Annotated in this window: 19 protein-coding genes; 6 read left to right on the top strand and 13 right to left on the bottom strand. The window is 49.6% G+C overall.

The genetic code is table 11. The features are described 5' to 3' along the window. Nucleotides 1–230: 230 nt before the first annotated feature. The 3 genes from ACDJ58_RS28085 (at nucleotide 231) to ACDJ58_RS28075 (ending at nucleotide 2,428) form a co-directional block, all read left to right on the top strand. Nucleotides 231–1,103 (top strand): arylamine N-acetyltransferase family protein, encoded by an 873-nt coding sequence (locus ACDJ58_RS28085; protein ID WP_413374034.1) that lies wholly within the window; start codon nucleotides 231–233, stop codon nucleotides 1,101–1,103. Nucleotides 1,104–1,183: 80 nt separating this feature from the next. Beyond that, nucleotides 1,184–1,876: a 4'-phosphopantetheinyl transferase family protein gene (locus tag ACDJ58_RS28080; protein ID WP_413374033.1), complete on the top strand. Its 693-nt coding sequence runs from the start codon at nucleotides 1,184–1,186 to the stop codon at nucleotides 1,874–1,876. 237 nt (nucleotides 1,877–2,113) lie between these two features. Beyond that, a complete protein-coding gene (locus ACDJ58_RS28075) occupies nucleotides 2,114–2,428 on the top strand; it encodes a hypothetical protein (RefSeq protein WP_063565889.1) in 315 nt (104 codons plus the stop codon). 179 nt (nucleotides 2,429–2,607) lie between these two features. Here the strand turns inward: ACDJ58_RS28075 and ACDJ58_RS28070 are convergent, their stop codons facing one another. The 12 genes from ACDJ58_RS28070 to ACDJ58_RS28015 form a co-directional block, all read right to left on the bottom strand. Continuing rightward, nucleotides 2,608–4,089: an MDR family MFS transporter gene (locus tag ACDJ58_RS28070; protein WP_413374032.1), complete on the bottom strand. Its 1,482-nt coding sequence runs from the start codon at nucleotides 4,087–4,089 to the stop codon at nucleotides 2,608–2,610. Then, nucleotides 4,086–4,322 carry an MbtH family protein gene (locus tag ACDJ58_RS28065; RefSeq protein WP_413374031.1) on the bottom strand — a complete coding sequence of 79 codons (237 nt, stop codon included), beginning with the start codon at nucleotides 4,320–4,322 and terminating at the stop codon, nucleotides 4,086–4,088. Before ACDJ58_RS28065 ends, ACDJ58_RS28070 begins: the two co-directional genes overlap by 4 nt. Before the next feature lie 12 nt (nucleotides 4,323–4,334). Continuing rightward, nucleotides 4,335–11,573, bottom strand: a complete 7,239-nt coding sequence (locus ACDJ58_RS28060; protein ID WP_413374030.1) for an amino acid adenylation domain-containing protein — start codon at nucleotides 11,571–11,573, stop codon at nucleotides 4,335–4,337. Continuing rightward, complete coding sequence (locus ACDJ58_RS28055; protein WP_413374029.1) at nucleotides 11,570–12,619, bottom strand: isochorismatase family protein; 1,050 nt, start codon at nucleotides 12,617–12,619, stop codon at nucleotides 11,570–11,572. Before ACDJ58_RS28055 ends, ACDJ58_RS28060 begins: the two co-directional genes overlap by 4 nt. Nucleotides 12,620–12,697: 78 nt before the next feature. Next, the gene (locus ACDJ58_RS28050) at nucleotides 12,698–14,311 is read right to left on the bottom strand and encodes a (2,3-dihydroxybenzoyl)adenylate synthase (RefSeq protein ID WP_413379859.1); all 1,614 of its coding nucleotides are present in this window, start codon (nucleotides 14,309–14,311) and stop codon (nucleotides 12,698–12,700) included. A gap of 3 nt (nucleotides 14,312–14,314) precedes the next feature. Continuing rightward, nucleotides 14,315–15,649, bottom strand: a complete 1,335-nt coding sequence (gene dhbC / locus ACDJ58_RS28045; protein WP_413374028.1) for an isochorismate synthase DhbC — start codon at nucleotides 15,647–15,649, stop codon at nucleotides 14,315–14,317. A 23-nt stretch (nucleotides 15,650–15,672) separates the two neighbouring features. After that, nucleotides 15,673–16,458 (bottom strand): 2,3-dihydro-2,3-dihydroxybenzoate dehydrogenase, encoded by a 786-nt coding sequence (locus ACDJ58_RS28040; RefSeq protein ID WP_413374027.1) that lies wholly within the window; start codon nucleotides 16,456–16,458, stop codon nucleotides 15,673–15,675. Between the two features lie 167 nt (nucleotides 16,459–16,625). Next, nucleotides 16,626–17,486, bottom strand: a complete 861-nt coding sequence (locus ACDJ58_RS28035) for an alpha/beta hydrolase (protein WP_413374026.1) — start codon at nucleotides 17,484–17,486, stop codon at nucleotides 16,626–16,628. 303 nt (nucleotides 17,487–17,789) lie between these two features. Continuing rightward, a complete protein-coding gene (locus ACDJ58_RS28030) occupies nucleotides 17,790–18,836 on the bottom strand; it encodes an ABC transporter substrate-binding protein (RefSeq protein ID WP_413374025.1) in 1,047 nt (348 codons plus the stop codon). A 49-nt stretch (nucleotides 18,837–18,885) separates the two neighbouring features. Continuing rightward, on the bottom strand, nucleotides 18,886–20,103 hold the full coding sequence (locus ACDJ58_RS28025; protein ID WP_413374024.1) for an AraC family transcriptional regulator: 1,218 nt from the start codon (nucleotides 20,101–20,103) through the stop codon (nucleotides 18,886–18,888). A 271-nt stretch (nucleotides 20,104–20,374) separates the two neighbouring features. Continuing rightward, nucleotides 20,375–21,124, bottom strand: coding sequence for a Bax inhibitor-1/YccA family membrane protein (locus tag ACDJ58_RS28020; RefSeq protein WP_413374023.1), 750 nt, complete (start codon nucleotides 21,122–21,124; stop codon nucleotides 20,375–20,377). A 280-nt stretch (nucleotides 21,125–21,404) separates the two neighbouring features. Beyond that, nucleotides 21,405–21,761: a nucleotide excision repair endonuclease gene (locus tag ACDJ58_RS28015; protein WP_413374022.1), complete on the bottom strand. Its 357-nt coding sequence runs from the start codon at nucleotides 21,759–21,761 to the stop codon at nucleotides 21,405–21,407. 671 nt (nucleotides 21,762–22,432) lie between these two features. On the opposite strand from ACDJ58_RS28015, the gene ACDJ58_RS28010 reads away from it, so the two are divergent. The 3 genes from ACDJ58_RS28010 to ACDJ58_RS28000 are packed head-to-tail and all read left to right on the top strand — an operon-like array spanning nucleotide 22,433 to nucleotide 25,253. After that, a complete protein-coding gene (locus tag ACDJ58_RS28010) occupies nucleotides 22,433–23,884 on the top strand; it encodes a PLP-dependent aminotransferase family protein (protein WP_413374021.1) in 1,452 nt (483 codons plus the stop codon). A gap of 11 nt (nucleotides 23,885–23,895) precedes the next feature. Further along, nucleotides 23,896–24,816: a D-alanine--D-alanine ligase gene (locus ACDJ58_RS28005; protein ID WP_413374020.1), complete on the top strand. Its 921-nt coding sequence runs from the start codon at nucleotides 23,896–23,898 to the stop codon at nucleotides 24,814–24,816. Continuing rightward, complete coding sequence (locus ACDJ58_RS28000; protein WP_413374019.1) at nucleotides 24,813–25,253, top strand: N-acetyltransferase family protein; 441 nt, start codon at nucleotides 24,813–24,815, stop codon at nucleotides 25,251–25,253. Before ACDJ58_RS28005 ends, ACDJ58_RS28000 begins: the two co-directional genes overlap by 4 nt. A gap of 96 nt (nucleotides 25,254–25,349) precedes the next feature. On the opposite strand, the gene ACDJ58_RS27995 is transcribed toward ACDJ58_RS28000, so the two are convergent. Further along, nucleotides 25,350–26,855 carry a copper amine oxidase N-terminal domain-containing protein gene (locus ACDJ58_RS27995; RefSeq protein WP_413374018.1) on the bottom strand — a complete coding sequence of 502 codons (1,506 nt, stop codon included), beginning with the start codon at nucleotides 26,853–26,855 and terminating at the stop codon, nucleotides 25,350–25,352. Between the last annotated feature and the right edge of the window lie 102 nt (nucleotides 26,856–26,957).

Here is a 26,957-nt window from a genome sequence, read left to right as displayed (position 1 = left end):
ATATCCACTCCAAACGGTTAGCATACCAAGAAAAAGAAATAACGCTCCCAATCATGGAAAGATGTGTATGTGACACAACCTTTATTGTTCATTATCACCCTAAACTGTACCGGTACAATCGAATTAAACCTATGTGTTCATCTCAGCCATTCACTTTTACAATGAATTCAGGGCAGTAACAATTGAGAACAATTCACTTGCAGCCCACTACATGACTCGAGGTGATCTGGATGAATGTTACATTGTCTCCATCTGAAATACAGGCCTACCTGAAACGGATAGGCATTCATGATATCAAGGAACCCACACTGGAATTCCTATCCGAAATCCAGCAGGCACATGTACAGCATCTATCCTGGCAAACGGTCGATATTTTTGCAGGTCGGCCTGCGGGCATTGATCTTCAAGAATCGGTCCAGCTTATATTGCAAGGCCGTAGTGGTTACTGTTTTCATCTGAATGGCGCATTCAGCGTTCTGCTTCGCTCTCTGGGATATACGGTGCATTGGCATCGTGCCGGAGTTCAGCCATATGGAGAGCAGCCACGTGTGAACTCGTTCCATCTAGGTCTGTCGGTCTCTTTGCCAGATGCAGACCCGAATGTGGAACGTTGGATTGTGGATGTCGGTCTGGGCGGCATGCCCTTCGAACCGCTTCCTCTTCGTTATGGAACTTACGGATCGGCCCCGTTTACTTATACATTAATGCCTTCATCTGTTGCTCCTGGCGGATGGAGACTTGAATATGAACCCAACGGGCCAAGTGAGGGTGTCGACTTCGCTCCCGAAGAGCTTACCAGCCTGGAAGAGTTCATGCCCAAGCATGAATTCTACAGCCAGTCAGCCGATTCGCCTTGGCATAACGCATTTTTGCTCCGTCAGAGGCATGCTCTCCAAAGCAACGAACTACGTGGATGTATGCTCCGGACGCATGACCGCGATGGTATCCGCAAAAAGGAGATTCAAACCTACACCGAGTGGAAAGACGTATTGGCTGAGAAATTCCACGAACCGTTGGTGAATTACACAGAAGTGGAACGCAAAGAAATGTGGGGACGGGTACAGGCTGCACATGAAGAATGGAAAAGAACACAGCAGGTATGAAGCGGCACGCGCAGACCCGATAAACCGATGATTATAAAGGAAAGTGTGCAATCCATGCCGAATACATCGTCAGGTGATAAATGATGATAACGATTCAAGTTCTTCAAGTTCCGGCAGAATTGCCCGAGGCATACTGGAACCTTTTTCTATTGCACGTATCTGAGGAAAGACGAGGACAAGCTTCACGCTTTGTACATCAGGCGGACGCCTATCGCTCTGTTCTGGGTGAAGTGTTGACCCGTGTGACGCTGAGCAAGTTGACTGGCCTAAGGCCAGAAGGACTTTCCTTTACCCGTAACAAATACGGCAAACCTTCACTCAGTCTCAGTAACTATGCTGATGTTCAATTTAATGTCTCGCACTCCGGCGATTGGATTGCTTTAATCTCTGGCGGTGACGCTGATCTGGGTGTGGATGTGGAAAAAATATCGCCTATCGACATGAAGATTTCGGAGCGATTCTTCTCTCTCACAGAGAGCCAATTTCTGGCTGCGGAGCCCGCCGAGATGCAGCTAGAGACCTTCTACCGTCTATGGACGTTGAAGGAAAGCTACATCAAGGCCGTCGGCATGGGCCTGTCCATGCCACTTGATTCATTCTCCATGATCCGTAATGCTGACGGGAACTGGCACTCACCAGAAGCAGCCGCTTATCCATTCCTCAGCCTGCGACTGGATCATGGGCATATGTTAGCAGCTTGTTCCGCAGGAGAAGATCTACCTGCCCAGCCGGATGTCATCACAATCGAAGAGTTGTATCAGGCATTATTATGAAGGAGGGGTTACAGACCCCTCCTTCATTTTTTACATTTTATCAAAATGTGCATTAATCCCTTTCCGAACCATAATTTTCAAAAAAATGATTAACATTCTGTCCAGTTAATGGTACTATAGGACCAGAAGGAAGAGAAATAGGTAATAAAGATCAGGTATTTATAACTAGATTCTACAGTACATACTTGTTAATGCTCGATTCTCTCTCCATTTATTATTTTAGAAGGAAGTGGACAAATGCATATCTTTTTGCAAAACAATGCAGGTGTGACCAAAAACGTTAAGGTTGGTTTCAGCTGGACAACACTCTTTTTCGGTTTTTTCCCTGCTCTTTTCCGTGGTGATTTGAAATGGGCTGCCATCATGTTTTTGATTAGTGTAGCTCTTGGAGTCTTCACTGTGGGTTTCGGAGCTTGGGTTAGTGGAATCGTATTCTCCTTCGTTTACAACAAAATTTACATTAAAGAATTGCTGGAAAAAGGCTACCGTCCTGCAAATGCTGAGTCTCAAGCGGTTCTTGAGAGAAATCAGATTATTGCTCGAGCAGCGTAAAATCTTAGAAACGAATGTAACAAACATAGCAATTTAGATTTTTATTGTAGATTTATGAAATAGCACTCATGTAGAAATACCGAATAGTCCCTGGCGAACCGGCCAGGGACTTTTTATTATCCAATGGACTGCATTCACGCAATCCTCTGAATGGATATCATGTTCAACTGCCAGGGGACTTAACCTTTCGATTGTACAGACGTTTCCTGTGTCAATGATGGAGATTTCTTTTGCCTCCGAAAGAGACCCTGACTGCTGTTTTTCCGTATCGTTGCAGCCGCGTCAGCATCGCTGATTTTCAGGGCAAAACATAGACCAATCAATAGAAACGCAGCAGCTCCCAGCAAAGCCAAACGGTACGCCAGCATATTCGGCTCCATCGCTCCAGCCGCAGTCACCGTCGTTGTACCCACGCCAGCCAGAACAGCAGACAATAACGCCATTCCAATCGCGGAACCCAACCGATTTTGCACCGTGAACCAGGTGGAGGCTCGTCCCATAGAAGGAGGCGGTATTTGGGCAAACGAAGCAATCTGCACCGCGCCTACCGTCTGTCCCAGGAAGATGCCCACTCCGAACAATAATGCACGGATGAACCATGGATTCGTATCCATTGTGATCTGACTAAGTGTAATAAAAATCACCGCCGTGCAGATCAGACCCATGGATATAAGCTTACGTGGGCCTAGGCGCGGATACGTCCAGGGCACAAGCTGGGAAGCAATCATAAGTCCCAGGGCTTCCGGGAATGTGGTCAGCCCTGTCTCCAGCGCAGAGGCGTTTAGCACGTTTTGATACATCAACGGAAACACATACAACATGCCCAGCAGACCTGCTGACCCGCATACAGATACTAGACCCGAATAGCGGAATAAACGGTCTTTCAGCAAACGCAGGTCAAGCAAAGGCTGCTTCGCGCGCAGTTCGGCCACCACGAGCAACGCGAGCAGGATGATTCCTGTAAGGCCAGCTCCAATAATAAGAGGGGAAGTCCACCCTCGCAGCGGACCCTGACTAAGAGCGTACATCGTCAGAGCGAGTCCTGGGGCAGATAATAACCAACCCGGTACATCCAGTCGACCAGCTCCCTGTTCTCTGTGCTCCTTCAGATACAGCATTCCGAAGATTACCGCTGGAATGCCGACGGGCAGATTCACATAGAAGATCCATCGCCAAGAGAGCTGGTCCACAATCAATCCGCTCACAATCGGCCCAAGTGCCGGGGCCAGCGCGATGGGCAGTACGAGCATTCGAGATACCTTAGCCCGTTCCTGGGGAGGAAAGGTTCGAAACAGCATCGCCATCCCTACAGGAGTAAGCAGACCACCCCCTGCACCCTGCAAAATGCGAAAGAACGTCAGCGTACTTAATTGATCGGCCGTCGCACAAAGTGCAGAAGATACCGTAAACAGTGCCAGTGCCGATAAGAAAACTCGTTTCGTTCCCCATCGATCACCAAGCCACCCGGCGACAGGCAGGAATACAGCCAAACTCACCAGATAACCCACATTCAAGGTACTTGAAGCAGCTGGGGGAATCCCCAGCTCTTCACTAATGGTTCGTAATGCTACGTTCAAGACCGTTCCATCCATAGCCACCATAAACATCGCCAGTACGTAGACAATGCTGACAATGACCTTGGGATTCAGACCGAATTTCATCTGCTAGCCTCATAAACGGCTCCAGGCATGCCAACTTCATCACAGAGACTCAGCGGTTTTAAATCTGTCCATTGCTCGGCGATGTAATCGAGACATACCCGGCGCTTGGCCTTGCCAAGCATCACGGTCCAACCTGCGGGTACTTCAAGGGATGCAGGCCAGAGGGAGTATTGACCCTCCTCATTGATTAACACCAGATAATTGCTGTCTTCATATTCAAATGGGTTGCTCATCGCCTTATCCTCCTATTTATGTTGAATTTCGCGCTTGTTCAGCTCCTCCAGCTTGGCGGCCAGTGTTCGGCAGATTTCCTCCAGAGGCCCAGGCTGACAGAGGTCCTTGTGACGGCAAGCGATATCATGACGTTCCAATTGGCCTCCGATGTATGCATTCCACATTTCCGGTTCAATCGGGTCGAACCAGTCAGGAATAATGGTGGAACGGAAGAAGATCAGATCCCCCTCGAATCGGGATGGCGTGTAGGCCCCCAAGATCCGTACGGAATTTTCATAGGTCTTCCGCAGCTTCATAATCGTTTCTTCATCCAAACTTGCCAGCGCACTGCCCTCACTGCGCAATATGCGCATAGCCGTTGCCATATCCAGTGGACCATCCCCAATGCTGTCCGGATCATAACCACCCAGTGCAAGCAATGCGGTTAAGGCTTCTTCCTCATCCGGTTCTCCGCGAATTGGCAGATAATGGCTAGGATACGCATCCAGCATGGCGAGAAACTCCACTTCTTCCCCTTCCAATTGCAGTTGTACCGCCATAGCCTGCGCAACGTTGCCTCCGAGAGACCAGCCCAGCAGACGGTAAGGCCCCTCAGGCTGTACCGAGCGGATATGACGGATGTAGTCTGCCGTCATATCTTCCAGTGTAGACGGAAGTTCCTCAACCTCAGCAATTCCTCTGGCCTGTAACCCATAGAGCGGATACTCCATGCCCAGATGTTTCATCAGCCCGGCGTAACACCAGCTAAGTCCTCCTGCAGGATGGACACAGAATATAGGCAGATGCTCCCCATGCGTTCTGAGCGGCAACAGCACCTGAAGCGAACTTTTCCCGGAATCGGAATCCATCTCCAATCGCTCCGCCAGTCCCGCTACGGTAGCTGTTTCGAACAAAATGCCGATGCCCGGCTCCCGTCCCATCGCTTCACGAATGCGACTCATCAAGCGAACAGCCAACAGCGAATGGCCACCCAGTTCGAAGAAACTGTCATCGATACTCACACTCCGCATTCCCAATACTTCGGCAAACAAATCACAGAGGATCTCCTCCTGCGGGTTGCGAGGCGCTCTGCCACCTGTCGTTAATTGCATTTCCGGTACGGGTAGTGCCTTGCGATCGAGCTTGCCATTCGGTGTAAGTGGCAGGCTCTCCATCGCTACAACCGAAGATGGAACCATATAATCCGGAAGGCTGGAAGACGCATGACGACGCAAAGCAGTCGATTCCGGTACCGTCCCTGTATCCGAAGCCGGAACGATATAAGCTACAAGACGTTTATCCCCCGGCTGGTCTTCACGGACAATTACAGCAGCCTGGGCCACGCTTGAGTGCCTTGCCAGCACCGCTTCAATCTCGCCAAGCTCAATACGGAATCCCCGTATTTTCACCTGCTGATCCGCTCTGCCCAAATAATCGAGCGAGCCATCATGCAGACGCTTCGCTAAATCTCCTGTCCGGTACATACGAGTGCCTGGCGGACCGTATGGATCAGCAACGAATCGCTCAGCTGTAAGATCAGGTCGATTCCAATAACCACGGGCCAGACCTGCTCCGGCTACATACATTTCTCCGGTTACTCCTGTCGGTACAGGCTCCAGTTGATCATCCAACACGTATACCCGAAGATCCGGTATGGCGCATCCAATCCAGCTGCTCGCACCTTCCGTAGAACTACCTGCATGCAGTTCCTTGTAGCTGACGTGAACCGTCGTCTCGGTGATGCCATACATATTGATGAGTTTTGGCGCATCATCAGCATGGCGTTCATACCAGTCATCCAAGCGCCCAAGCTCCAGTGCCTCACCTCCAAAAATGACATAACGGAGTGCGAGCTGCTGTCCCCAGGCCGGACTTTCCCGGTCAGCCTGCATGAGTTGATAGAATGCGGATGGCGTCTGGTTCAATACGGTCACCTTTTGCTCAGCAAGCAACTGCAGGAACGCTCCAGGTGAACGGCTAATCTCATGAGGAACAACGACTAATCTCCCTCCATGCAACAGCGGTCCCCAGATTTCCCAGACGGAGAAGTCAAATGCATAGGAGTGGAACAAGGTCCACACATCACTCGCGTCAAAATGGAACCAGTGCTGCGTGGCATCCAATAAACGGATGACATTGGCATGCGGAATAACGACCCCTTTGGGCTTGCCTGTCGAACCCGAGGTATAGATCATGTAAGCCGGACTCAGAGGTGTTACACGCCCATTGCGTTCACTATCTGCAGGGTTTCGATCATCCAGCATCTCCAATTGCTGCAAAGTATGCGAATCGTCCATATTAATACACTGAATTTCCGCCACCTGCGGAAGCAAGGTATATACCTCTGTACTCGTTACCATTACTTTCGGTGCTGCATCTGTCAGCATATGTGTCAACCGATCTGCCGGATAATTGGGGTCAAGCGGCAGATAAGCGGCCCCTGCTTTTAGCACAGCGAGAATGCCCACAAGCATTTCAACAGAACGAGGCAAGGCCAGCGCTACCATTTGTTCCGGTGCCACTCCTTGAGCGATCAGTAATCTGGCAAGCTGATTGGCTCTTGCATTCAGTTCCTTGTAATTCAAGGTGATATCCTCACAGGTCATGGCAGTCGCTTCCGGATGAGCCGCTGCTTGTATTTCAAAGCGCTCGGCTATGGTCAGTTGCGCATCCTCACTCAGCGTAAAGGACCATTCTTTTTCAAGCTGCGCCTGCTCAGTCGGGGTCACGACATGAAATCTGCTGATTCGTTCATCCATCTGCTGCACTGCATCTTCGAGCACTTGCATCAATCGGACCACGAGTTCACCTGCAGTAGATTCCCGGAAGAGATCCGCACTATATTCAAGCACACCTTCAATTCCTCCTGGACATCCGTTATGCTCACGCTGCTCTGTCAGCTCAAGGGTTAGATCAAATTTGGATGAACCCACACCATGCATGCGGGTTTCCGCCGTAATACCCGGCAGATCAAGACGAATATCCGGTGTATTTTGCAGCACAAGCATCACTTGGAAGAGTGGATGTTTGGAACGGGATCGAGGCGGATTTAACACTTCTACCAACCGTTCAAAGGGCAAATCCTGATGTTCATATGCAGCCAGATCAACTTCCCGCACACGGGCCAGCAGCTCACGGAATGTTGGATCACCTGAAGTGTCGGTGCGCAGTACAAGCGTGTTGATGAACATTCCCACGACTTCATCCAACGCATCATCGCTCCGTCCGGCAATCGGTGTTCCTATCGTGATATCCGTTCCCGCCCCCATTCGGGTGAGCAGCAAGGACAGTGCCGAGTGCAGCACCATGAATAGGCTGACTTTATTCTCACGGGCGATGACCATCAATTGCTCATGCAAACGTTGACTGATCGTAAAAGGCACCGACCCACCGCGATAACTGGACACGACTGGACGAGCGTAATCCGTAGGGAATGTAACCTGCTCCGGTAAATTGGCCAGCTGGTTGCTCCAGAATTCCATCTGTCTTGCAATCAGACTGTCCTGCTGCTTCTCATCCCCTAGCAATCTCTCCTGCCACACCGCATAGTCAGCATATTGAATTCGAAGCGGCGCCCAGGCAGGGGAAGAACCCCGCAAGCGTGACGCATAAGCCTCCGACAGATCGCGGATCAGCGGCGACAATGACCATCCATCCCCGGCAATATGATGCAGCAGCAACAGCAGCACATGCTCATCCGTGCCGGTTCTGAACAACTCGGCACGGATACCCGGTTCAGTGGAGAGCTGGAAGCTGTAGCGTGACGCTTCTGTCAGAAGCTCGGGAAGCTCCTGCTCGCCAGCAGCGGTTACATTCAATTTCACTTTGACGTCAGTGGCATTCAGAATATGCTGACTCGCAGAACCCATTTCAGGCGGATACAACGTTCTTAATGTCTCATGACGGTCTACAATATCCTGCAGGGCGTTCTCCAGAGCATCCGTATCCAGCTTCCCGGCCAACCGGGCAACCAGCGGAATATTATACGTCGGATTGGCGCCTTCCAGACAATACATGAACCACAATCTCCGCTGCGCAAAGGAGAGCGAAAGCTCCCCCTGACGTGGAACAGGCTGAATAACAGGTCTCACTGATTTCGCCTGATCCAATCGTTTGGCTAGTCCTGCTGGGGTTGGAGCTTCAAATACACTGCCAATGGTCAGATCTGCACCGAATACATCACGGATACGTGCTGTAATTCGTCCAGCCAGCAGGGAGTGCCCGCCCAGTTCAAAGAAATCATCGTCAATGCCCACACGACCAACACCAAGAATCTCAGCGAACAGACTGCACAGAATTTCTTCTTGTGGCGTGCGCGCCTCCCGTCCATTGGCATTTGACAGCAAAGCAGGCACAGGAAGCCGTTTGCGATCGATCTTTTTATTCGGTGTCAGCGGCATCTCGGGCAGTAGCGTGAATGAAGAAGGCACCATGTAATCCGGTAACGCCTCAGCCACATACACTCTTAGTTCTGCCAGATCCATACGATTCTCGGGTTCAGACTCAGCCACTACATACGCTGCCAGTCGCTGGTTTCCCGGCTGGTCTTCGCGAGCCATGACCGTGACCTGAGCTACGCCAGGATACCTGGAGATTACCGATTCAATCTCGCCCAGTTCAATTCGGAAGCCTCTAATTTTGATCTGGTGATCTGCGCGACCCAAATAATCGATAGAACCATCCGGCAGCCATTTCGCCAAATCTCCTGTACGGTACATCCGACTGCCTGGCTGACCGAAGGGATTGGCTACAAAGCGTTCTGCGGTAAGATCAGGCCTGCCCAAATACCCTCGCGCAAGCCCTTCGCCTGCGATATACAGTTCCCCTGCTACACCCGAGGGTACTGGCTTTAAGCCTTGATCCAGCACATATAGCTGCGTGTTGCGAACCGGACCACCAATCGACGGTTTCCCCATCACCCCTGTGTCGAACGAGGCAGCCGTGGAATAAATGGTCGTCTCAGTCGGGCCGTACTGGTTATTGACGTGACACCCCAGTTCCTGTAAAGAAAGCTTCAGTTCCTCCGTCAGCGCCTCTCCTCCGGTAATCACGGTTAGCCCATCGAATCGCCCTGGCCGGCTCGTCACCAAAGACTGCCATAACGTAGGCGTAGCCTGCATGATGGTGGTTTCCCGTTCTCTCATCTTCCCAGCCAGAGCTACCGGATCAAGAATCGTCTCTTTGTGCGCAATATCCAGCCGGGCCCCCGTCGTTAGCGGCAGGAATACTTCCAGTACGGATATGTCAAAAGCAATCGTGGTCACCGACAGCCAGTGGTCCTGCGGACCAACTTGTAGTCTCGTCTTCATATCCTCAAGCAGATTCGCCAGCCCCAGATGGGTTACGGCTACACCCTTGGGCTTACCCGTGGAACCTGAAGTGTAGATAATATACGAAGGATTGAGCAGAGAAGATTTACTTGTCAGGTCATCAGCTTCGGGATTACTTCCAGGCCGGCGACTCACTGCCGTAGCAGTATTCGGTTCATCCATGACCATCATCGGTACACTGGATGTTGTCGGCAGATTGGAAACATGGTTCATTACCGTCACCACACAAGCAGGCTTGGCATCCTCCAACATGTAGATCAGACGCTCTTCGGGATAGTCAGGGTCAAGCGGCAGATAAGCGGCCCCCGTTTTGTGGACAGCCACAATGGCAATGACCACTTCGAGCGAACGAGGCAGAGCAATGGCCACCCGTTGTTCCGGTCCTGCCTGATATCGTTGTATCAATTCATGAGCCAACTGATTCGCCCGTTCATTCAGCTCCGCATACGTCAGGGAGGCCCCTTCGAATGTCAGCGCCGTTGCAGAAGGCGTGCGGCGGACTTGCTGTTCAAACAGTGCTGCTGAATTGCTATCGGCTGTCACCCCTCCCGTTCCATTCCATGTAACCAATAGTTGCTCACGTTCGGAAGGGAGCAGCAATTCCAGTCGTCCCACCGTTTCCGTCTCCATGCCTTCCTGCATCACCAGGTTCAGCAGCTGCATATAACGAAGCTGATGGTTCAGCAGTTCGGAATCATTGTAGATAGACGGGTTCGCATCAAAATCAATACTTAGCCCATGACCATGCCCTTGGTCCACAACATGAATGGACAGATCGTCTACCGGGCCCGTGGACAGGTTGTGAATCATGCCGCACTGCCCCGCAAAGTTCAATTCATGGTGGAATGGCATGACATTAATCATGGGTCCGAACAGACGACGATTCTCTCCAAGCAGCTTCAGATCACGCCGCAGATCCTGGTGCCGATAGCGTTGATGCTTGCGTACCGCCCGAATCTCCTGCACAACCTGTTTCAGCAACTCTGACACGGTCAGATCCGACTCTACGTTGAGACGCAGCGGAAGCACATTCATGACCATACCCGGAACCCGCAGGGATGTTGATCCCAATCGGCACATCACGGGCAGGGCCAGCACAACATCGGTCGCCCCTGTCATTCGGTGTACGTAAATGGCCGTTGCCGCTACAAACAAATCCGGCCAAGTCACACCGAACCTTGCCGCTGCCGCCTGCATTTGCTCGCGCTGCGGCTGTGTAAGCAGACCTCCCTGTCTCAGGAAGTAGGTAGATGTTCGCGGAGCCCGTTCCCCCAGACTGACAACATCCGGTTCATCTGCATATCGATCCATCCAGAACTGACGATCCTGCTCCTTGTCCACTGAGCCAAGATAAGCCTCGTCTTCCTGAAGAACGGCCGTCAACGAGCCAAACGACGCCCCTTGCTGCACTTGATCTACAGCTTCTCCTCTTAGACTTGCGGAGTATAGGCTCGCCACCCTGCGGGTAATCAGCGAAACGCCGTATCCATCAATCGCGATATGATGAATGCGCTGGTACCAGTAATAACAATCATGGCTCACCTGGAACAATGCCTCCGTGAAGAGTGGACCTGTCGCCAGATTGACGGGATTGGCCAGATCCTTTTTCATCCAGGCCAGTGCTGCTGTGTGGGGCTCCGGTTCCTCCCTCACGTCGATGACATGAAATGTCCAATGATCCGGGTTGCTGTCCAAAGACTGCCATGGACCTTGTTCATTTTCGCCATAAACCATATTCAGAGATTCTGCTTCCGAAACGGTCTGTCGCACACTTTCTTCGAATCGTCTTTGGTCTACGCTACCCTCGATGACCACATACTCGGCAGTGTTGTACATCGGATTGTCCGGATTCAACTGCTGAGCGAACCAGATGCCGGACTGTGCAGAGGACAGGGGCCAAGCCGTGTTCCGACTGTGCGACGTATGCACGGCCCCGCTCAAAAGTAGTCTCCGTTCGGGAGCACTTTCGTATAGGCCTTATCCAGCAACGCTGCCCATGCAGCTAATGTAGGCAACTCTGCCAAATCCACGAACGTTACCCCCGCTCCTTCCACTCGAAAGCGCTCAGCCAGACTCATAATACGAATGGAATCCAGTCCCCACATCTGAATCAGATCATCGTGCTCTCCAATGTGGGCAGGCTGCTCCTGCAGCATCTCTCCGACCTGATTCCTTAATGCTTCCAACGTGACTTGTTCAACGCCTTGACTTCCGTTCTGGATTCTCTCTGCTGCGGATGTCGTTTGTTGCTCAGCCTCCGAACCAGCCACCTGAGCAGATGCAGCATAGGAGCGCTCCCCCTGCTCACCCGCTTCGGATTTCAGTGCTCCTTCATTTCCGTCAGCGGCAGAATCATTTAGCGATTGAAGCAAACGCCCGGTTGTCAGTGTTACCGCACACCGTTCTGCTGCATACGTCAGGGCCATGCGATGTTTTTCCGCCGAAAAATCAGCTACTGCATCCGCAACCAGGAACGCCTGAATGTCTCGCATAAAGGCTTCGCAAGAGGTCATCAGACATCCGATATGAGCATAAATGCCGCAGACGATCAGTTGATCACGACCATCCCGCTGCATTAGTTCGAACAGTTCTGTTTTCTGGAAGGCGCTATATCGCCATTTGGTCATGAACGTATCCTGCGGAGCGGGTGCGAGTGCTTCAATAATTTCTTTTTGCACAGGTCCTCCATCAATCCCCGCACCCCAAAAGTCCAGCTGTAACCCGCGCTGCTCCGGAGTCTGTCCGCCCGGTTGTGCGGAGTAAACCACCGGAATGCCAAGCTCATGACACTTCGAACGAAGTTGTGAAATATGATCGATCAGCTCCACAACAGGGGATTGCCCAGCCGTAAAGGCGTTCATAAAATATTGCTGCATATCATGAATCAGGAGTACCGAGCGCTTCGCATCCGGTGTCCATGTTACCTTGTTGACGGGAAGCTCCGACTCTACAGGCATTGCATAGGGTTGAATCTTTGGAAGTGCCATGAATATCCCTCTTTTCAGCTTTATTTATCACAATCATGTTCATCACTGCGCTGTAATGCTATCTATCAGAAATAACAATCAGGATATGGGCTGTTTAGCAGTAATCATCTCGCGCAACGCTTTTTTGCTTACTTTACCAACTTGCGTTTTGGGAAAAGACTGCACAAACTCAATCCGATCCGGTATTTTATAGCTCGCCAGTCCCCGATTACGCAGAAAAAATTTCACTTCGGCAGCTGACGGAGCTTCACCGCTCGGCACGATAAATGCACAGGAACGCTCGCCCAAATATTCATCCGGCATGGATACTAATGCCGCATCATGTACGGTAGGATGGGCAAGTAGATGATTTTCCACTTCCTCGGCTGCCACTTTATCGCCGCCACGGTTGATTTGATCCTTCGCCCGTCCTTCCACAACGAGATATCCATCCGCCGTAAGACTGGCAATATCTCCGGTACGATAGAAACCGTCCGTGGTAAACGATCTGGCATTATGTTCGTCAGCCTTGTAATAACCACGAATCGTATAAGGCCCTCGTGTCAGTAGATGCCCCGATTGTCCCTGTTCCACATCCATGTCCTCGTCATCCACAATTCGTACTTCGTCATACGGAGACATCGGCTTGCCCTGAGTGTTAACAATGACCTGCAACGGATCATCCAGACGGGTGTAGTTCACCAGCCCCTCCGCCATGCCGAACACTTGCTGCAAGGTGCAGCCAAGGACGGGTTGGACACGTGCAGCCACCTCGGCGCTGAATTTGGCTCCGCCAACCTGAAGCACCTCAAGTGAGGGAAGTTTAATCCCCCGGGTAGCCGCCGCATTCAACCATATGAGCGCAAGAGGTGGTACAAGAGCCGTTATGGTTACCTTATGGCGCATAATGAGTGGAAAAGCTTCATCGGGGCTGGACCCGCGTGACAGTACAATGGTTCCACCCGCATACAGCGTACCCAGAAAGCCGGGTGAGCTCATCGGATAGTTATGTGCTATAGGCAGAACCGCTAGGTAGACACTCTCTGGGGTAAGTCCGCAGACTTCCATACTTCTCCGCAAACTGTAGATGTAGTCATCATGGGTGCGGGGAATCATTTTGGACAGTCCGGTACTTCCACCAGACAACTGTAGAAAAGCAACGTCCGAAGAAACCGGCTCATCCGGCAGTGTGACTGGTGCTGTATAAACATCATCCAAAGCCATAAATCGCCCCGCTTCTCCCGCCACGAATACATGCCGAAGTCCCGGAACCTCTGCCTGAACCTCTTCGGCTAGCGAGCGGTAATCAAACCCTCCATCCTGATCAGGTATCACGTATGCTACAGCCTCAGAGAAACGGGCAAAATACGTAATCTCACTCTTCCGGTGCAAGGGAAGGGCATATACAGGCAGTGCTCCAATGCGGAATAAGGCAAAACACACCTCGATAAACGCCGCAATATTGGGCAGTTGGATAATGACTCGATCATGCTGTCGTATTCCCTTGGCATATAAGCCAGCAGCCAGACGATCCACCCGATCATTCAGCTCCGCATAGGTTAATTGTTGTTCACCACTGATAACGGCTACCCGATTGCCATATAGTTCAGCTCGCTGGCGGAGCATTTCTCCAAACGTAATTCCTTCCCAGCAGCCTTCCTGACGGTAACGTTCGGCAACTTCCTCAGGCCAGGCCTGAAATCCTGACTGCATCATTCATTCCTCCTTCATACTGGACACAGATGAATCCAAACCCATGGCGAGCAGCATTGTTCCGAATTTCGCTGAGGTCTCTGCCAGCTCCGCTTCTGCTGTAGAACCTGCAACAATACCGGCTCCAGCGAACAGTTTAAGCGTTCTTCCTTCCACTTCCGCACATCGGATCGTTACGGCCCACTCGCCATCACCGTCACTGTCACACCAGCCCACCATGCCGGTGAATAATCCCCGTTCAAACGGCTCCTGTTCTCGGATGGCTTCCCGAGCGGCCTGTACAGGCGTTCCACAGATTGCTGGTGTAGGATGAAGAGCAAACGCAAGTTCCAGTGATGATGTGTTCACATCAGCAAGCTCCCCGTGAATTTCCGTAGATAAGTGCCACATGGTCCGTGTCTGGATCAAGGAAGGTTCTGCCGGGACTGATAACTGCTTGCACAGCGGACGCAGTGCTTCCGCCACAGCTTCAATGACTACCGCATGTTCATGGCGATCTTTGGCTGAAGCCAGCAGTGCTTCTGCACGGCGACGGTCCTCAGCCGGATCATCACTCCGGGCAGCAGACCCGGCGAGTGGATTGGCTCTTACTTTGGACCCTTTCCGGGTAACCAGTAATTCGGGACTCGCTCCGATATAAGTCCGTTGGTTTTCTTTTTCCGCCTCCACATCAGCGCGTTTATACGTTGTTATATCACCTTTTGCTAAAGAGAGTTTCGTCATCGGAACAGCAAATGTATATCCGTGTGTGTTATCCCTGAACAAATTACGGAGTAACTGATGCGTGTCCACAATCGTCTGTGAAGTCACATGCAGTGTACGGGATAACACAACTTTGTGGAGATCGCCTTGATTCAGATCCATCAAAACGTTGTTTACGCTTTGCTGAAATATGGCTCCGGCAGGTTCTTCACGCACCTCACACCCCACCGCGGCTGGGCGTTTTTCCACCGATGCTCGAGAGTCCGGGGATAAAGGTTCAGCCCATTGGATCTTCTCTGGCACGAATAGCTCCGCAGAAGAATGTATCGGATCGAACGGAATGGCACCTACCACAATCGGTTTCGTTTGGCCCGAGCTTCTCGCCTTTTCCATCAACTGCTCCATCCGGTTAATGAAAAGCTGCGTTTCTTCATTCCGCTTTTGTTCACTAACATTAACCGCGCCCATGGAATCAGGTGTATTCCCTTCCAATGCCTCCATGGCAGACCATCGAATCTGTTCCCCTTGAGCTAACAGGGTATGTTGCGGTGAAGACCAGAAAAAGGACTTCCCTTCCCGATATTGTTCCAGAAGGTGTAAGGCGGAAGTTGCAGCAACCGTACCCGCTTTTGACATGATTATCATCTCCTTATCTTGATTCAGGCACCTAGCGTGGCGCCTCCGTCCACACACAAGTTATGCATCGTAATATGTCTAGCCTGATCCGATACCAAAAAAAGTACACTATCCGCTATATCCGATGGCAACGCCAGCCTGTTCAGTGGTATGCCCAATCGGTATGCTTGCGGGGAACCCGCGATAACTGCCTGTGCTCCCTGCTCATCCGCCCACAATGCACGCTGCATATCGGTATCCGTCGAACCTGGAGATACAATGTTACAGCGGATATGGTCTGAGGCGTATTCAAGCGCCAAACATTTGGTGAACATGGTTGAAGCCGCTTTGGAGGCTACGTAGGCAGACATGTGCATCCGGGGTACCCCAGAAGCATTCGAACCGACAGTAACAATCGCCCCTGATTGACGTTCGGCCATGTATTGCACCACAGCACGTGACATGTAAAATACACCATGTGTATTCACGTCAAAAGTACTTGTCCATTCTTCATCACGGAGCTCACTCACAGCCCCCGTGTATAGTACTCCCGCTGCATTCACCAGAATGCCAATCGGACCTAATGTATTCTCAATACGCTGGATTGCATCTTCGACGGATTGACGATTAGATATGTCCACAGGACAGGCTGTTGCCTGATAACCCTGACTATGCAGATCTGTGACCAGTTGATTCAACTGATCCTCTCGTATGTCGACAGCTGCAACAATAGCGCCCTGCTCGGCAAGCAATCTCGCCACGGCTGCACCGATGCCTTGCGCAGCACCAGTGACTACGGCTACTTTTCCATCAATCCCTGTGTAACTCACTCCTGTTCCTCCCTTGCATTACTGCTCCCTCTCCTGTTGGAGAGATATGTTAGCCTGCTGACTCCGATTGGATCATCCGTAAATCCGTAACATTTCTGTCCAATTGTCTTTCGCCCAATCTCCCATACCGATACCTCTAATTATGAAATACTGTCGTCTCTTTCCTCCTACGACTCCGGGCTGCAGGCAAAACGCATCGTACGACTAATCAGAAACGGTAATACGGATACATGGTTTTCTTCTTCAAACTCGGTATATTTAATGTCCAGACCCGGCTGATTCAGCGCAGATAACCGTTCTGTAAGACTCGAAGCCTTATCATTGTTGCGCGCAGGATGTGTCTTTTCCTGTTCACCCATGCCAATCCACACCTTGACGTTCACAGGATGCTGCTCCAGCCGTACGACAAATTCCTGTTCCTCCGCCAGCATGACGTTCTGATTCCAGTGAAGCGAAGGGCTGCCCGCAATGTAATAGCGAAAAGCTTCCGGTTTCTTGAACAACGTATGCAACACGAACAATCCACCAAGGGAATGGCCAAAAATAGCCTGTCTGCTCCGGTCAATCCGGAACTGCTGTTCCATATCCGGTTTCAGCTCTTCTTCAATAAACTGCAAGAATTCATCGGCTCCACCCTGCTTCGGTAAAGGTGTTCCATCCGAATTTTGGGTATATTCCGTTGTGGCCTGCGGGGTAAAGTCATAGTAACGGTGCGGCGAAAAAGGGCTCGCCGTTGGATACCCGATGCCAACAACAATGGCCGGTAGAGCTCCGGTCTTCTCCGGTCTGCGGCCCTGTACACGAACTGCTTCCACCATCGTGCCAAACACCGAGTTGGCATCCAGCAGATAGATCACCGGATATCCCGAAGGTGGCGGCGCTTCTGCTGGTTGGAATACCATGATCTGATAGGCATGATTGCCGTTGCGTGATTTCATCGTCCATTGTTCGGCACGTGGAATCTGTACGGTGCTGCGTGCGATATGTTCAAGGGTGCCAGATGCGGGTTGATTGGGCTGAAACGTCATTACGGATGGTTCCTCCTCGTTGTTCTGCGTATATAAGTTGAATACTGAACTACACATGTTTTATATGAGATTGATTCTCATTACCAATTATAAGAGAGTCCATCCGGCTGTCCCATGGACGATATCCAGAAATGATTTTGATTATCTCCATATTTCCACATTTCTGTAACTGACTTGGTTACCCCTAAAATAAAAAAACTCCCTCACGGAATACCTGAAACGCTGGAATTTGTCCGGTTTCTGGCACTCCGCGGGGAGCTACATTTCTCATATTGTGATCAATACATCAATGGATTGACTCCATTATTGCGTTAACGCCTTCAGCGTGTCGTCAATGACATGACCGTAAGCTATCAATCCGCCGCCCAGCCACGGAGCTGGCTCCACTGCGTATACATGTCCAGCTTTAACGGCTGGCATGCTATTCCATACTTTGGTATCCGTCATTTCCTTCATGCTCCCCGGACCCTGTTCCACCGTGAAGATAAAGTCGGCATCAATCTCAGGCAACACCTCGGTCGATACCGTTGCGCTGTTCTCTGTTTGCACCAGTGCAGGCTTGCCAAGTCCCAATTGCTGATATACCACATAACCACTAAAGTAGTTACCACCCATCATGCTGATCCCACGAGGTGCAAAACGAATGATCGCTGCTTTCTTGCCCTCGGTAACTTTGGCGAGCTTGGCCTTAGCATCGTCTACCTTCGCATGATATGTTTCAATGGCTTTTTCGGCCTCAGTCGTTTTACCCAACAGATCACCAATCACCTGCAAAGACTTCTCGACATCACCCGAAGCATTCGTAAATACGTAGGTTGGTGCAATTTTCGAATAACTCTCATATACACCGTTCTCGGCATATTGGGCCGTGTGTAGAATAATAAAATCCGGATTGTACGCCATCAGTGCTTCAGGAGAAGGCAATCCACTGGAGAAATCCAGTGTTGGCACCCCGCTCAACTGATCCTGAAGGTAAACATGTCCTTGCGTACCGCTGGCCCATTGAGCTACCGGTTTGACACCCAGCGTCAGCAGAGAGTCTTCCAGATAAGGTGCAAAAACACGCTCTGTATGCTCAGGAACGATAACATCATGTCCCAGATCATCTTTGACAGTTCGTTCTCCTTTGGTTTCTTCCGTATTCCCTTCGGTTACAGCAGTCCCCGATGAGGCCGTGGTCGAAGCCTCCGTTGTTGGCTGCTCTTTCTGTGCTTCTCCCTCAACTTCTGATTTTGAACCACAGGCAGACAGCAGACCCGTAATCAATACCAGTACGAGCAAGGCCGAAAAACCGGTACTACGAAATGGACGAACGGAACGGTGTCCGTTACCTTTTTTCTGTTGAAACATGACATTTCCCCCTTGATAAACATTCTCATTTAGATAGATGGATTATATGTCATGTAGCCCGGGAATCACCATGGACGTTATCCAGATATACATTTGGACAATATCCCGTGAAAATCAGTAGCGCTTCATCCAGCATGCGCATCACACCTACTGCGGAGTAGTCAAACCAGGGATCACCTGTAATCAGATGAATCTGGTATTGCCTTACTGCCTTAAGCTGACGCCATACTGGCGAGTGTTGCAGACTAAGCCAGTAGGCACGCGATGCGGCCTCAGGACACACCATAACAAGAATCCGATCTGGATTTAGCCCAGCCAGTTGTTCCAGTGTTAACCGTGTATTGGCCTGAACATCGGGAAACGTTTCCAGTTGTAAACCATTATTGTACAACACCTCTTCAATACCCGGATTTCGATACAGATAAAGGTGCTGCCCATACACTCGGACAACGATGACCTTCTCTCGGCCAACTTTCTGCTTTACTGAGTCCCGTGCCTTCTCGACTCGCTGATTGTATACGCTAATCCACTGCTCTGCCTGTTCTTCCCGTTCCAGAAAAGCAGCAATCATGCGTAACTGCGCACGCCAATCCAAGTGATACTTCGGTACAAAACAACAAGGTGCAATCTCAGCTAGCTTGGCCTGATCCTGATCACTAATCTGATCCGTACCGACAATAGCGTCCGGCCGGATATGAACCAAACGCTCCACGTTGGCTTCAAATCTCAAGCTGGTATACGGGTCTGTCAGTCTCAGATGAGACTGAATCTCTGTTCGGTGCGCGTTATAATAATAAGCGGTCCATTTGGGATCAATCGGCGCAGCGATAGGCATGACATTAAGCGCCAGCAGCTGTCCAATGATGCTGGAGGAGCAGGTGGCGATGCGTTTTCTCGTATTTTTGGCATAATCCGAAGGAGATACGCCCACTTCCTTTTTAAATTTGCGGCTAAAATAATACTCATCGCTATAGCCTACTCTCAGCGCGATTTCACGAAGTTTGTACCCTGTTTCTTTCAGATATCGTTTCGCACGATTGATACGGAGATCGGTCAGATATTCCATTGCACTCTGCCCGTAGGTCTTCTTGAACAGGTCCACGAAATATTTCGCACTGATATTGGCTTTGTGGGCGAGATCTGCAATAGACAATGGTTCGTCATAGTGCTCGTCCATATATACTTTTACCTTGGCAAGATCCGTCTTGGGACTGCGGCCGGTAACGGGCAAGTGCGCAGAGGTCTGCGAATCATTTTCCAGTAACATAAGGCCACTCCTTTCGATCTGCTTGATCGGTTTGATATGAAATGTACAGGGCCATAAAGCCGGTACTATTTTAAATTAACGAAAATGATAATCATTATCAATTAAAATATCACATTCTTTTCCATCCAGTCAATCAATATATGGAAAAATGTACACAGTTCGATGTTAGGACTATCCCGTAAACGGCAAAAAAGCTAACTGCGTGTTTTGGGCACGAGTTAGCTTTTGATGAGAAATTTGCATGATTAAGTTTGAAAAGTTTTGAATTGAATTAATCCCGGCTCCGCAGCTTGCCGAGTAGACGAATAATTTCAAGATACAGCCATACCAGCGTAACCATCAATCCAAATGCACCGTACCACTCCATATATTTCGGAGCACCGTTGTCGGCACCACTTTCAATAAAATCAAAATCAAGTACCAGATTCAGTGCGGCCACAATGACGATAACGACAGAAATGCCGATTCCGATCAGGCTGTTGTCATGCAGATAGGGAACGGTAATCCCGAACAAACCAAGAACAAAACTGAGGAGATACATAATCATGATGCCTCCGGTTGCTGCCACAACCCCCAGCTTGAAATTCTCCGTAGCTTTGATCAATCTTGTCTTGTATGCCATCAGCAGAGCAATAAAGACGGCCATGGTCAGCAAAGCAGCTTGCAACGTAATGCCGTTGTACAAGTATTCATACGTAGCCGAGAGCGCACCAAGGAACATCCCTTCCGCTACGGCATAGATCGGCACAAGGTAAGGCGCTGCAACAGGTTTGAATGAAATAATCAATGCGAGGATAAATCCGACAATCGCCCCTCCATATGCAAGAGGAAGCACTTCCTGCCCATTGAAAAACATCATCCAAGATGCAAATGCACTGCCCAGCAGGATTACCAACGTAATAAACGCCTTATTTACCGTACCGTTGATCGTCATTCTGGTTTGATACCGATCATCTCCATATCCTCTGGAGTCTTCAAACGTACTATCTTTGAGTGTAGGGTTACCGCTACGTCCGATCAAAACAATCACCTCTTCTATGTATTTGGTTAATCCTGTACTACCATCTCTAGGTTCTACATTGCCATTTCTACGAACTACATATTGAATTGCATATTGAAAAATAAAAATTCTAATGCTTCCAAGCAGACGTGGGATGCAATCCGCAGATCACATCCTTGTCTGTTGACGCAAGGCATAGGCTATATGTCCCAAAACTTTGCGAAGAATACTTTACGCTTTATTCAGCACATTCCATCACTTGATTCCAATTCTTAACGCTCTTGGGGCATATTCGAGATACTTATTTGTACAACACTTTATCTACATTGTATTTCGCACGCATCGTGTTGATGATATAGGTCTCGTAAATTTCGCGATCCACCGGATCTTCAATAACACACACTTCAATGGTGGTTACTTCCTCGCGGTGTGACTTCATTGGTGATACCGTATCTTCAAAATGTTTCTTGATGCGTGGTCTTAATTTCCGTGCTTTCCCGACAAATAACAACTCGCCAGCGGCATTGTAAAACATAAAGATACCGCCCTGTTCCCGCGTAATCAGGTGGAAATCGGTGAATCCGTAAATGTGGCTAAGCTGTGGATCAGCCTGCTTCGTGATGGTGACATCTGGTGTTGGCACAGTAATATTAATCAATAGGTTCACTTCCTCATTATCTATAGGTTTACATCCTATCATATATTATAAAGGGAAACCATTTCATTAATAAGAAGCAAGATTCAAGCTTTTTTCAACTATTACGACAAATATTTCAAAAAAAAGGTTAACTTCCCTGATTCAAAGTGGTACTATAGGGGTATGAGGAAGAATTTGGGCACTAAGACATATGTCTTTATATCTACTTCCGTCTATTGTACCCTATGATTGATCATCTTTTTCATACTGAATTCTGTTACGTGCGCACGACAAGAGTACAGTTAGCAAGAACCTAGATTTATAGCTTTAAGATTCATCATCTATTCGACCCTTGCAGCAAGCAAACGTAGAAAGATCCTAGATTTACGAAGATAGTATAGAATTGGATTCACCTAGAAAGCCTGCAATTATAGCCGTACGAGAGTAAATAGACACACGTAGAAGGACAGATAGCTATCGATCCTAGAGAGACTAGTCATGTAACGCCAACCTAGAAAGTTATAGCAGCAGCACTATAAAAGATGGATCACGTTTCACCCCAGCCCGGCATGATGCCAGGGCTTTTTTACGTTTGCGCAAACAACCAACCACCTCCGCATGGAAACAGAGGTATCGTGGTTCTTTCTGTGGGGTTTATAATATGGCAAGATAGCAAAAGAGGGAGTGATGGGATGTATTCCGATCTGCAACTGACGGAGGACCGCCCTGTATATATACAAGTCAAAGATTATATGAAGCGATTGATGCTCAAAGGCGGCCTGCAAGCCAAACAAAAGCTTCCTTCCACCCGCGAACTCAGTACACTCATGAAAGTAAGCCGCAGCACGATTCTGCTGGCCTATGCTGAACTTGAGGAGGAAGGCCTGATTTACGCAGTCAAAGGCAAAGGCAATTACGTAAGTTCCACCATTGATGCACCTGAGGCAACATCCGGGTGGCAGCTGGACTGGAACGAACGTGTCAGCGATTATGCAATCCAGGCAGAACAGTATGATCTGATGAAGCATGGCTCTGGCTCAGAGCGCGGTGAGATTTCATTTACCAGCATCGCGCCGGATGAGAAGCTGTTCGACATGCACAATGTGAAAAGAGCCTTCCTCGACCGGATGTCGCTTGAAGGTGAAGTGCTGCTGAACTACGGATATGCGCAAGGCTACAGGCCTCTTATGAAGTATCTGCTGCGCTATATGGAAAATAAAGGTGTCGACCTAACCGGCAAGGATATTCTGATTACTAACGGATTTACGGAAGGTTTTGATCTGGTACTGGGCGCACTTCGCAAAAAAAGCGGCAGGGCCCTGTGTGAAAACCCGACACATCATACCGCTGTTAAAAATCTGAGGCTTCATCAATTTCATCTCACGGGTGTGGATATGGAATCAGATGGTCTGAATCTGCGGCAGCTGGAACGGGAACTCTCAGCAAACCCGTATGATCTGGCCTATCTCGTGCCCTCCTATCACAATCCAACCGGGATCGTCACATCACCTGCCAAACGGACAGAGATCATTCGGTTGATGGACCAGTACCATGTGCCGATTATTGAAGACGGCTTTAACGAGGAATTGCGTTATTCCGGTTCCCACGTCTCTCCCCTGATTGCAAGTGTGGGCAAAGGGAATGGACTCGTGTATCTGGGCAGCTTCTCCAAGATATTGTTTCCGGGACTGCGCGTAGGCTGGGTCATTGCGGATGGGGCACTAATTGATTATCTGGAAAGCATGAAACGGGCGCGCAGCATTCATACCTCGACGCTGGATCAGTCACTGCTTTATCAGTATCTGAGCAACGGCAATTTCGAGAAATATTTGAAGCGGGCCCGTACGGAATATAAGCGTAAATATGAGTTGGTCGTTCGCTGCTTGCGACAGTATCTGCCGATGTGCAGGGTTTCCGGTGAAGGTGGACTTCACCTGTTCGTACAATTTCCACCAGAATACCGCACGAGGGAGCTGCTGGCGGCTTGCAAGGCAAAAGGTGTTACCTTCATGCCCGGGGATACCTTTTATCTTGAATCGGGTCAGGGACAAAACACGCTGCGTTTGGGCTTCTCCCGAGTCAGCGATGAGAACATTCGCAAAGGTATTCGCATCATTGGCGAGACCGTTGCTCAAATGAAATGAGGAGGATTCACATGAAAGTTGGCGTTATTATGGGTGGCACATCTTCGGAGCGGGATGTTTCCCTGCTCACCGGACAGGAGATGATGAACCATCTGGATGGACAGAAATATGAGGTTATTCCGGTGGAGATCAACAGCAAACGTGATCTCATCGAGAAAGCCGCAGGATTGGATGTGGCACTGCTCGCTCTGCACGGCAAATACGGCGAGGATGGTACGATTCAGGGCACTTTGGAATCGCTTGGTGTTCCTTATACAGGCTGTGGTGTACTCGCGAGCAGCGTATGCATGGACAAAGATATGTCCAAACGCCTCATCCAGCATGCGGGTGTACCTACTGGCGAGTGGCTTCAGGTAAGCAGTCTGGATGAATTGTCATCAACCGCTGTGCAGCAGTTAACGTATCCCGTTGTGGTAAAGCCCAATTCAGGCGGTTCCAGCATCGGTACACAAGTGGTGCAGGAACCCTCGGCTCTTCATGCGGCTGTAGAAGCGGCACTCGTCTGGGACGAAGTCGTCATGATCGAGCAATATATTGAGGGTGAGGAGATTACCTGCGCCGTTCTGGATGGTCAGATGCTTCCTGTTATCTCGATTCGTTCAAATGCTGATTTTTTCGATTACACCTCCAAATATAATGACGGCGGCGCTGATGAGCAGGTCGTCCATTTGCCTGCGGATTTGCACAAACGTGTAGAAGCTGCAGCACTAACCTGTTACCGGGTGTTAAAATGCAGCGTCTATGCCCGTGTGGACATGATGATTCGGGATGGCATGCCATATGTGCTTGAGGTGAACACGCTGCCGGGTCTTACCCGAAACAGCCTGCTGCCCAAAAGTGCTGCCGCTGCTGGTATTTCCTTTGCCAGTTTGCTGGATTCCATTATTGCTCTCTCGTTAAAAGAACGCCAAAAGGAGGCAACGCGATCATGAGTCTGAATGTAACGATTCGTAACAGTTCCCCTGAAGATCTGCAGGATATGGTCATTCTTATGGATCAACTCGGTTACCCAACCACGTATGCTGAGATGAAGGAACGTTATTCGCACATCGCTGCGGATTCAAACTTTGCAACGTTGGTTGCCGAAGTCCGTGGCCGTGTTGTTGGATTGATTGGCCTACAGACATCTTACCTATATGAAAAAAACGGAAGACACTGCCGTATTATGGCTCTTATCGTGCATGATCAGTTCAGGAGCTCCGGCATCGGTCGTCAGCTTATTCTGGAAGCAGAGCAATGGGCAGCCACTCATGGCGTAGATTCCTTGTCCCTGAACAGCGGCAATCGCCCGGATCGTGAAGCTGCGCATGAATTCTACCAACAGATGGGCTTTACCGCGGGAAGTACCGGATTTAGCAAAAAGCCGTAGGCTTTGCAGCATAACTGACTGTTTGCACAAAATATAAAATGCCCATTTCCAACGTGCTCAGCTGGAAACGGGCATTTTTTATAATATACGACTTACTTATGGCCGATCAATGAAAATCCAGCCTGTTTCTTTTTCCTTATCTACAGATGCCCCAAGAGACTCTGCCATAAAGCGCAGCGGGACGTAAGTTTTGCCGTTTTTGCCCACATAGGCGGGTTCAACCAACGTTACTTCCTTGCCTGCAACGGTTGCCTTCTTGGAACCTACAGTCAGGACAATCTCATCGCCGGTGATATCGTCAATAACGACGATTTTATCCGACCCTTTGGTCCATTTCACTTCAGCATCCAATTCCTCGGATAGATAGCGCAGAGGAACAAATGTTGTATTTTTAACAGTGATTGCGCCAAAGGATTCGTCGTCCGGATACAGCATAACATTTTTGCGGGTGATTCCCGCTTCATCTTTCAACAGTTGATACACAAGTGAATTGGAATCAAAATTGCGCAACATCTGACCTGGCGTGATATCTCCCTGCATCAGATCAATTGCACCACCCGTTTTATCCACGGCATCCACAGTTACTGGTCCACCAATATTCCACAGTTCACTGTCACCGTATACGGATACCGATTTGATCGGCAGATCTTCAGAAGCAGGCAACGCTACTTTGAAATCATAATTTTGTTTACGGATATTCAGTGCGCTGTCCAGATAAAAGTCCAATTTGAGATTGGTCTCTGTTCCGAATACCGTCTTCAATTCAGGCGTATCGGTCAACAAGCTGGCTAGTTCTTTGTCGTAATTGGCAAGAATCTCGTCAAGACCGCCCTTAATCATTTCGTACAATGAAGCAACCTCAGCATCCCGTGATTCGCTAATAGTAGAAGGCAGGGCACTGCCGTCGCCATTATCAACCGTGTTGATTGTAACGAGGATAGGGTAGAACACATCATACAGATCCCCAATCAGATCCTTGAGTCCTTGCTCATCCTGAGCAACACTTGTCAGAAACGGTTTAACCATAGCAAGAAGCTCTTCTCCACTGATCTCCACATGCAGCTTGGAGAGGCTCAGCGATTCACCGTTAACCGATTCCTGTACCGGAGTTACGGAAATATTTTTTGGGTTGGACAAATGCTTCAGCGCAAAGGTCAGCAATTTCGGGGAAAGCTCCTCGATCTGCTTCTCCAACGCCTTCGTATCTAGCATAGGAAGTGTGTCATCCTGCAAAGATATGTATAGAGGCTTTTGCGCTCCGTCTACATCAATGACCATTTCCGATTTATCCATCGACAGATGGAAAGGCAATTTCTTTCCTTGCATACTTAGTGTACCTTTGACAGACACCGTACTGGAGTCCTTCACTTTGGCATCTTCAATATCCAATGAAACGGAATTAATGAGTTCAATCATTTGAAGCGCATCCTCATCGACGAGGTTTGCTGTAGGTTCAATTTTTATATGCATCGACTGTTTGGATTCACCGGACTTGACGGTTGTACTGTTGACAACGGCTTTGCCAATATCTACGCCACCTACGGCCTGACATCCCGTAAGCGCAACCATCATCAAAACGAGTGGTACGGCAATCCACTTCACTAACTTGTGATTTTTGATACGATCTCCTCCTTAGGAAAAATGTGGTTCACTCCTATTATGAGGGTTATAGGTAATTGTTGTAAACCGGCTCCATAAATAAAT

Source organism: Paenibacillus taichungensis, from assembly GCF_047302525.1.
Classification (GTDB): domain Bacteria; phylum Bacillota; class Bacilli; order Paenibacillales; family Paenibacillaceae; genus Paenibacillus; species Paenibacillus taichungensis_B.
Note: the sequence above shows the minus strand (reverse complement) of the source record. Positions and strands in the feature narration are given on the sequence as shown.

Coding starts and splice junctions, on each gene's coding strand:
- ACDJ58_RS28025 (WP_413374024.1), bottom strand. CDS start 20,103: ATGTTACTGGAAAATGATTCGCAGACCTCTGCGCACTTGCCCGTTACC.
- ACDJ58_RS28010 (WP_413374021.1), top strand. CDS start 22,433: ATGTATTCCGATCTGCAACTGACGGAGGACCGCCCTGTATATATACAA.
- ACDJ58_RS28055 (WP_413374029.1), bottom strand. CDS start 12,619: ATGGCACTTCCAAAGATTCAACCCTATGCAATGCCTGTAGAGTCGGAG.
- ACDJ58_RS28085 (WP_413374034.1), top strand. CDS start 231: ATGAATGTTACATTGTCTCCATCTGAAATACAGGCCTACCTGAAACGG.
- ACDJ58_RS28065 (WP_413374031.1), bottom strand. CDS start 4,322: ATGAGCAACCCATTTGAATATGAAGACAGCAATTATCTGGTGTTAATC.
- ACDJ58_RS28080 (WP_413374033.1), top strand. CDS start 1,184: ATGATGATAACGATTCAAGTTCTTCAAGTTCCGGCAGAATTGCCCGAG.
- ACDJ58_RS28035 (WP_413374026.1), bottom strand. CDS start 17,486: ATGACGTTTCAGCCCAATCAACCCGCATCTGGCACCCTTGAACATATC.
- ACDJ58_RS28030 (WP_413374025.1), bottom strand. CDS start 18,836: ATGTTTCAACAGAAAAAAGGTAACGGACACCGTTCCGTTCGTCCATTT.
- ACDJ58_RS28000 (WP_413374019.1), top strand. CDS start 24,813: ATGAGTCTGAATGTAACGATTCGTAACAGTTCCCCTGAAGATCTGCAG.
- ACDJ58_RS28075 (WP_063565889.1), top strand. CDS start 2,114: ATGCATATCTTTTTGCAAAACAATGCAGGTGTGACCAAAAACGTTAAG.
- ACDJ58_RS28070 (WP_413374032.1), bottom strand. CDS start 4,089: ATGAAATTCGGTCTGAATCCCAAGGTCATTGTCAGCATTGTCTACGTA.
- ACDJ58_RS28005 (WP_413374020.1), top strand. CDS start 23,896: ATGAAAGTTGGCGTTATTATGGGTGGCACATCTTCGGAGCGGGATGTT.
- ACDJ58_RS28050 (WP_413379859.1), bottom strand. CDS start 14,311: ATGCAGTCAGGATTTCAGGCCTGGCCTGAGGAAGTTGCCGAACGTTAC.
- dhbC (WP_413374028.1), bottom strand. CDS start 15,649: ATGTCAAAAGCGGGTACGGTTGCTGCAACTTCCGCCTTACACCTTCTG.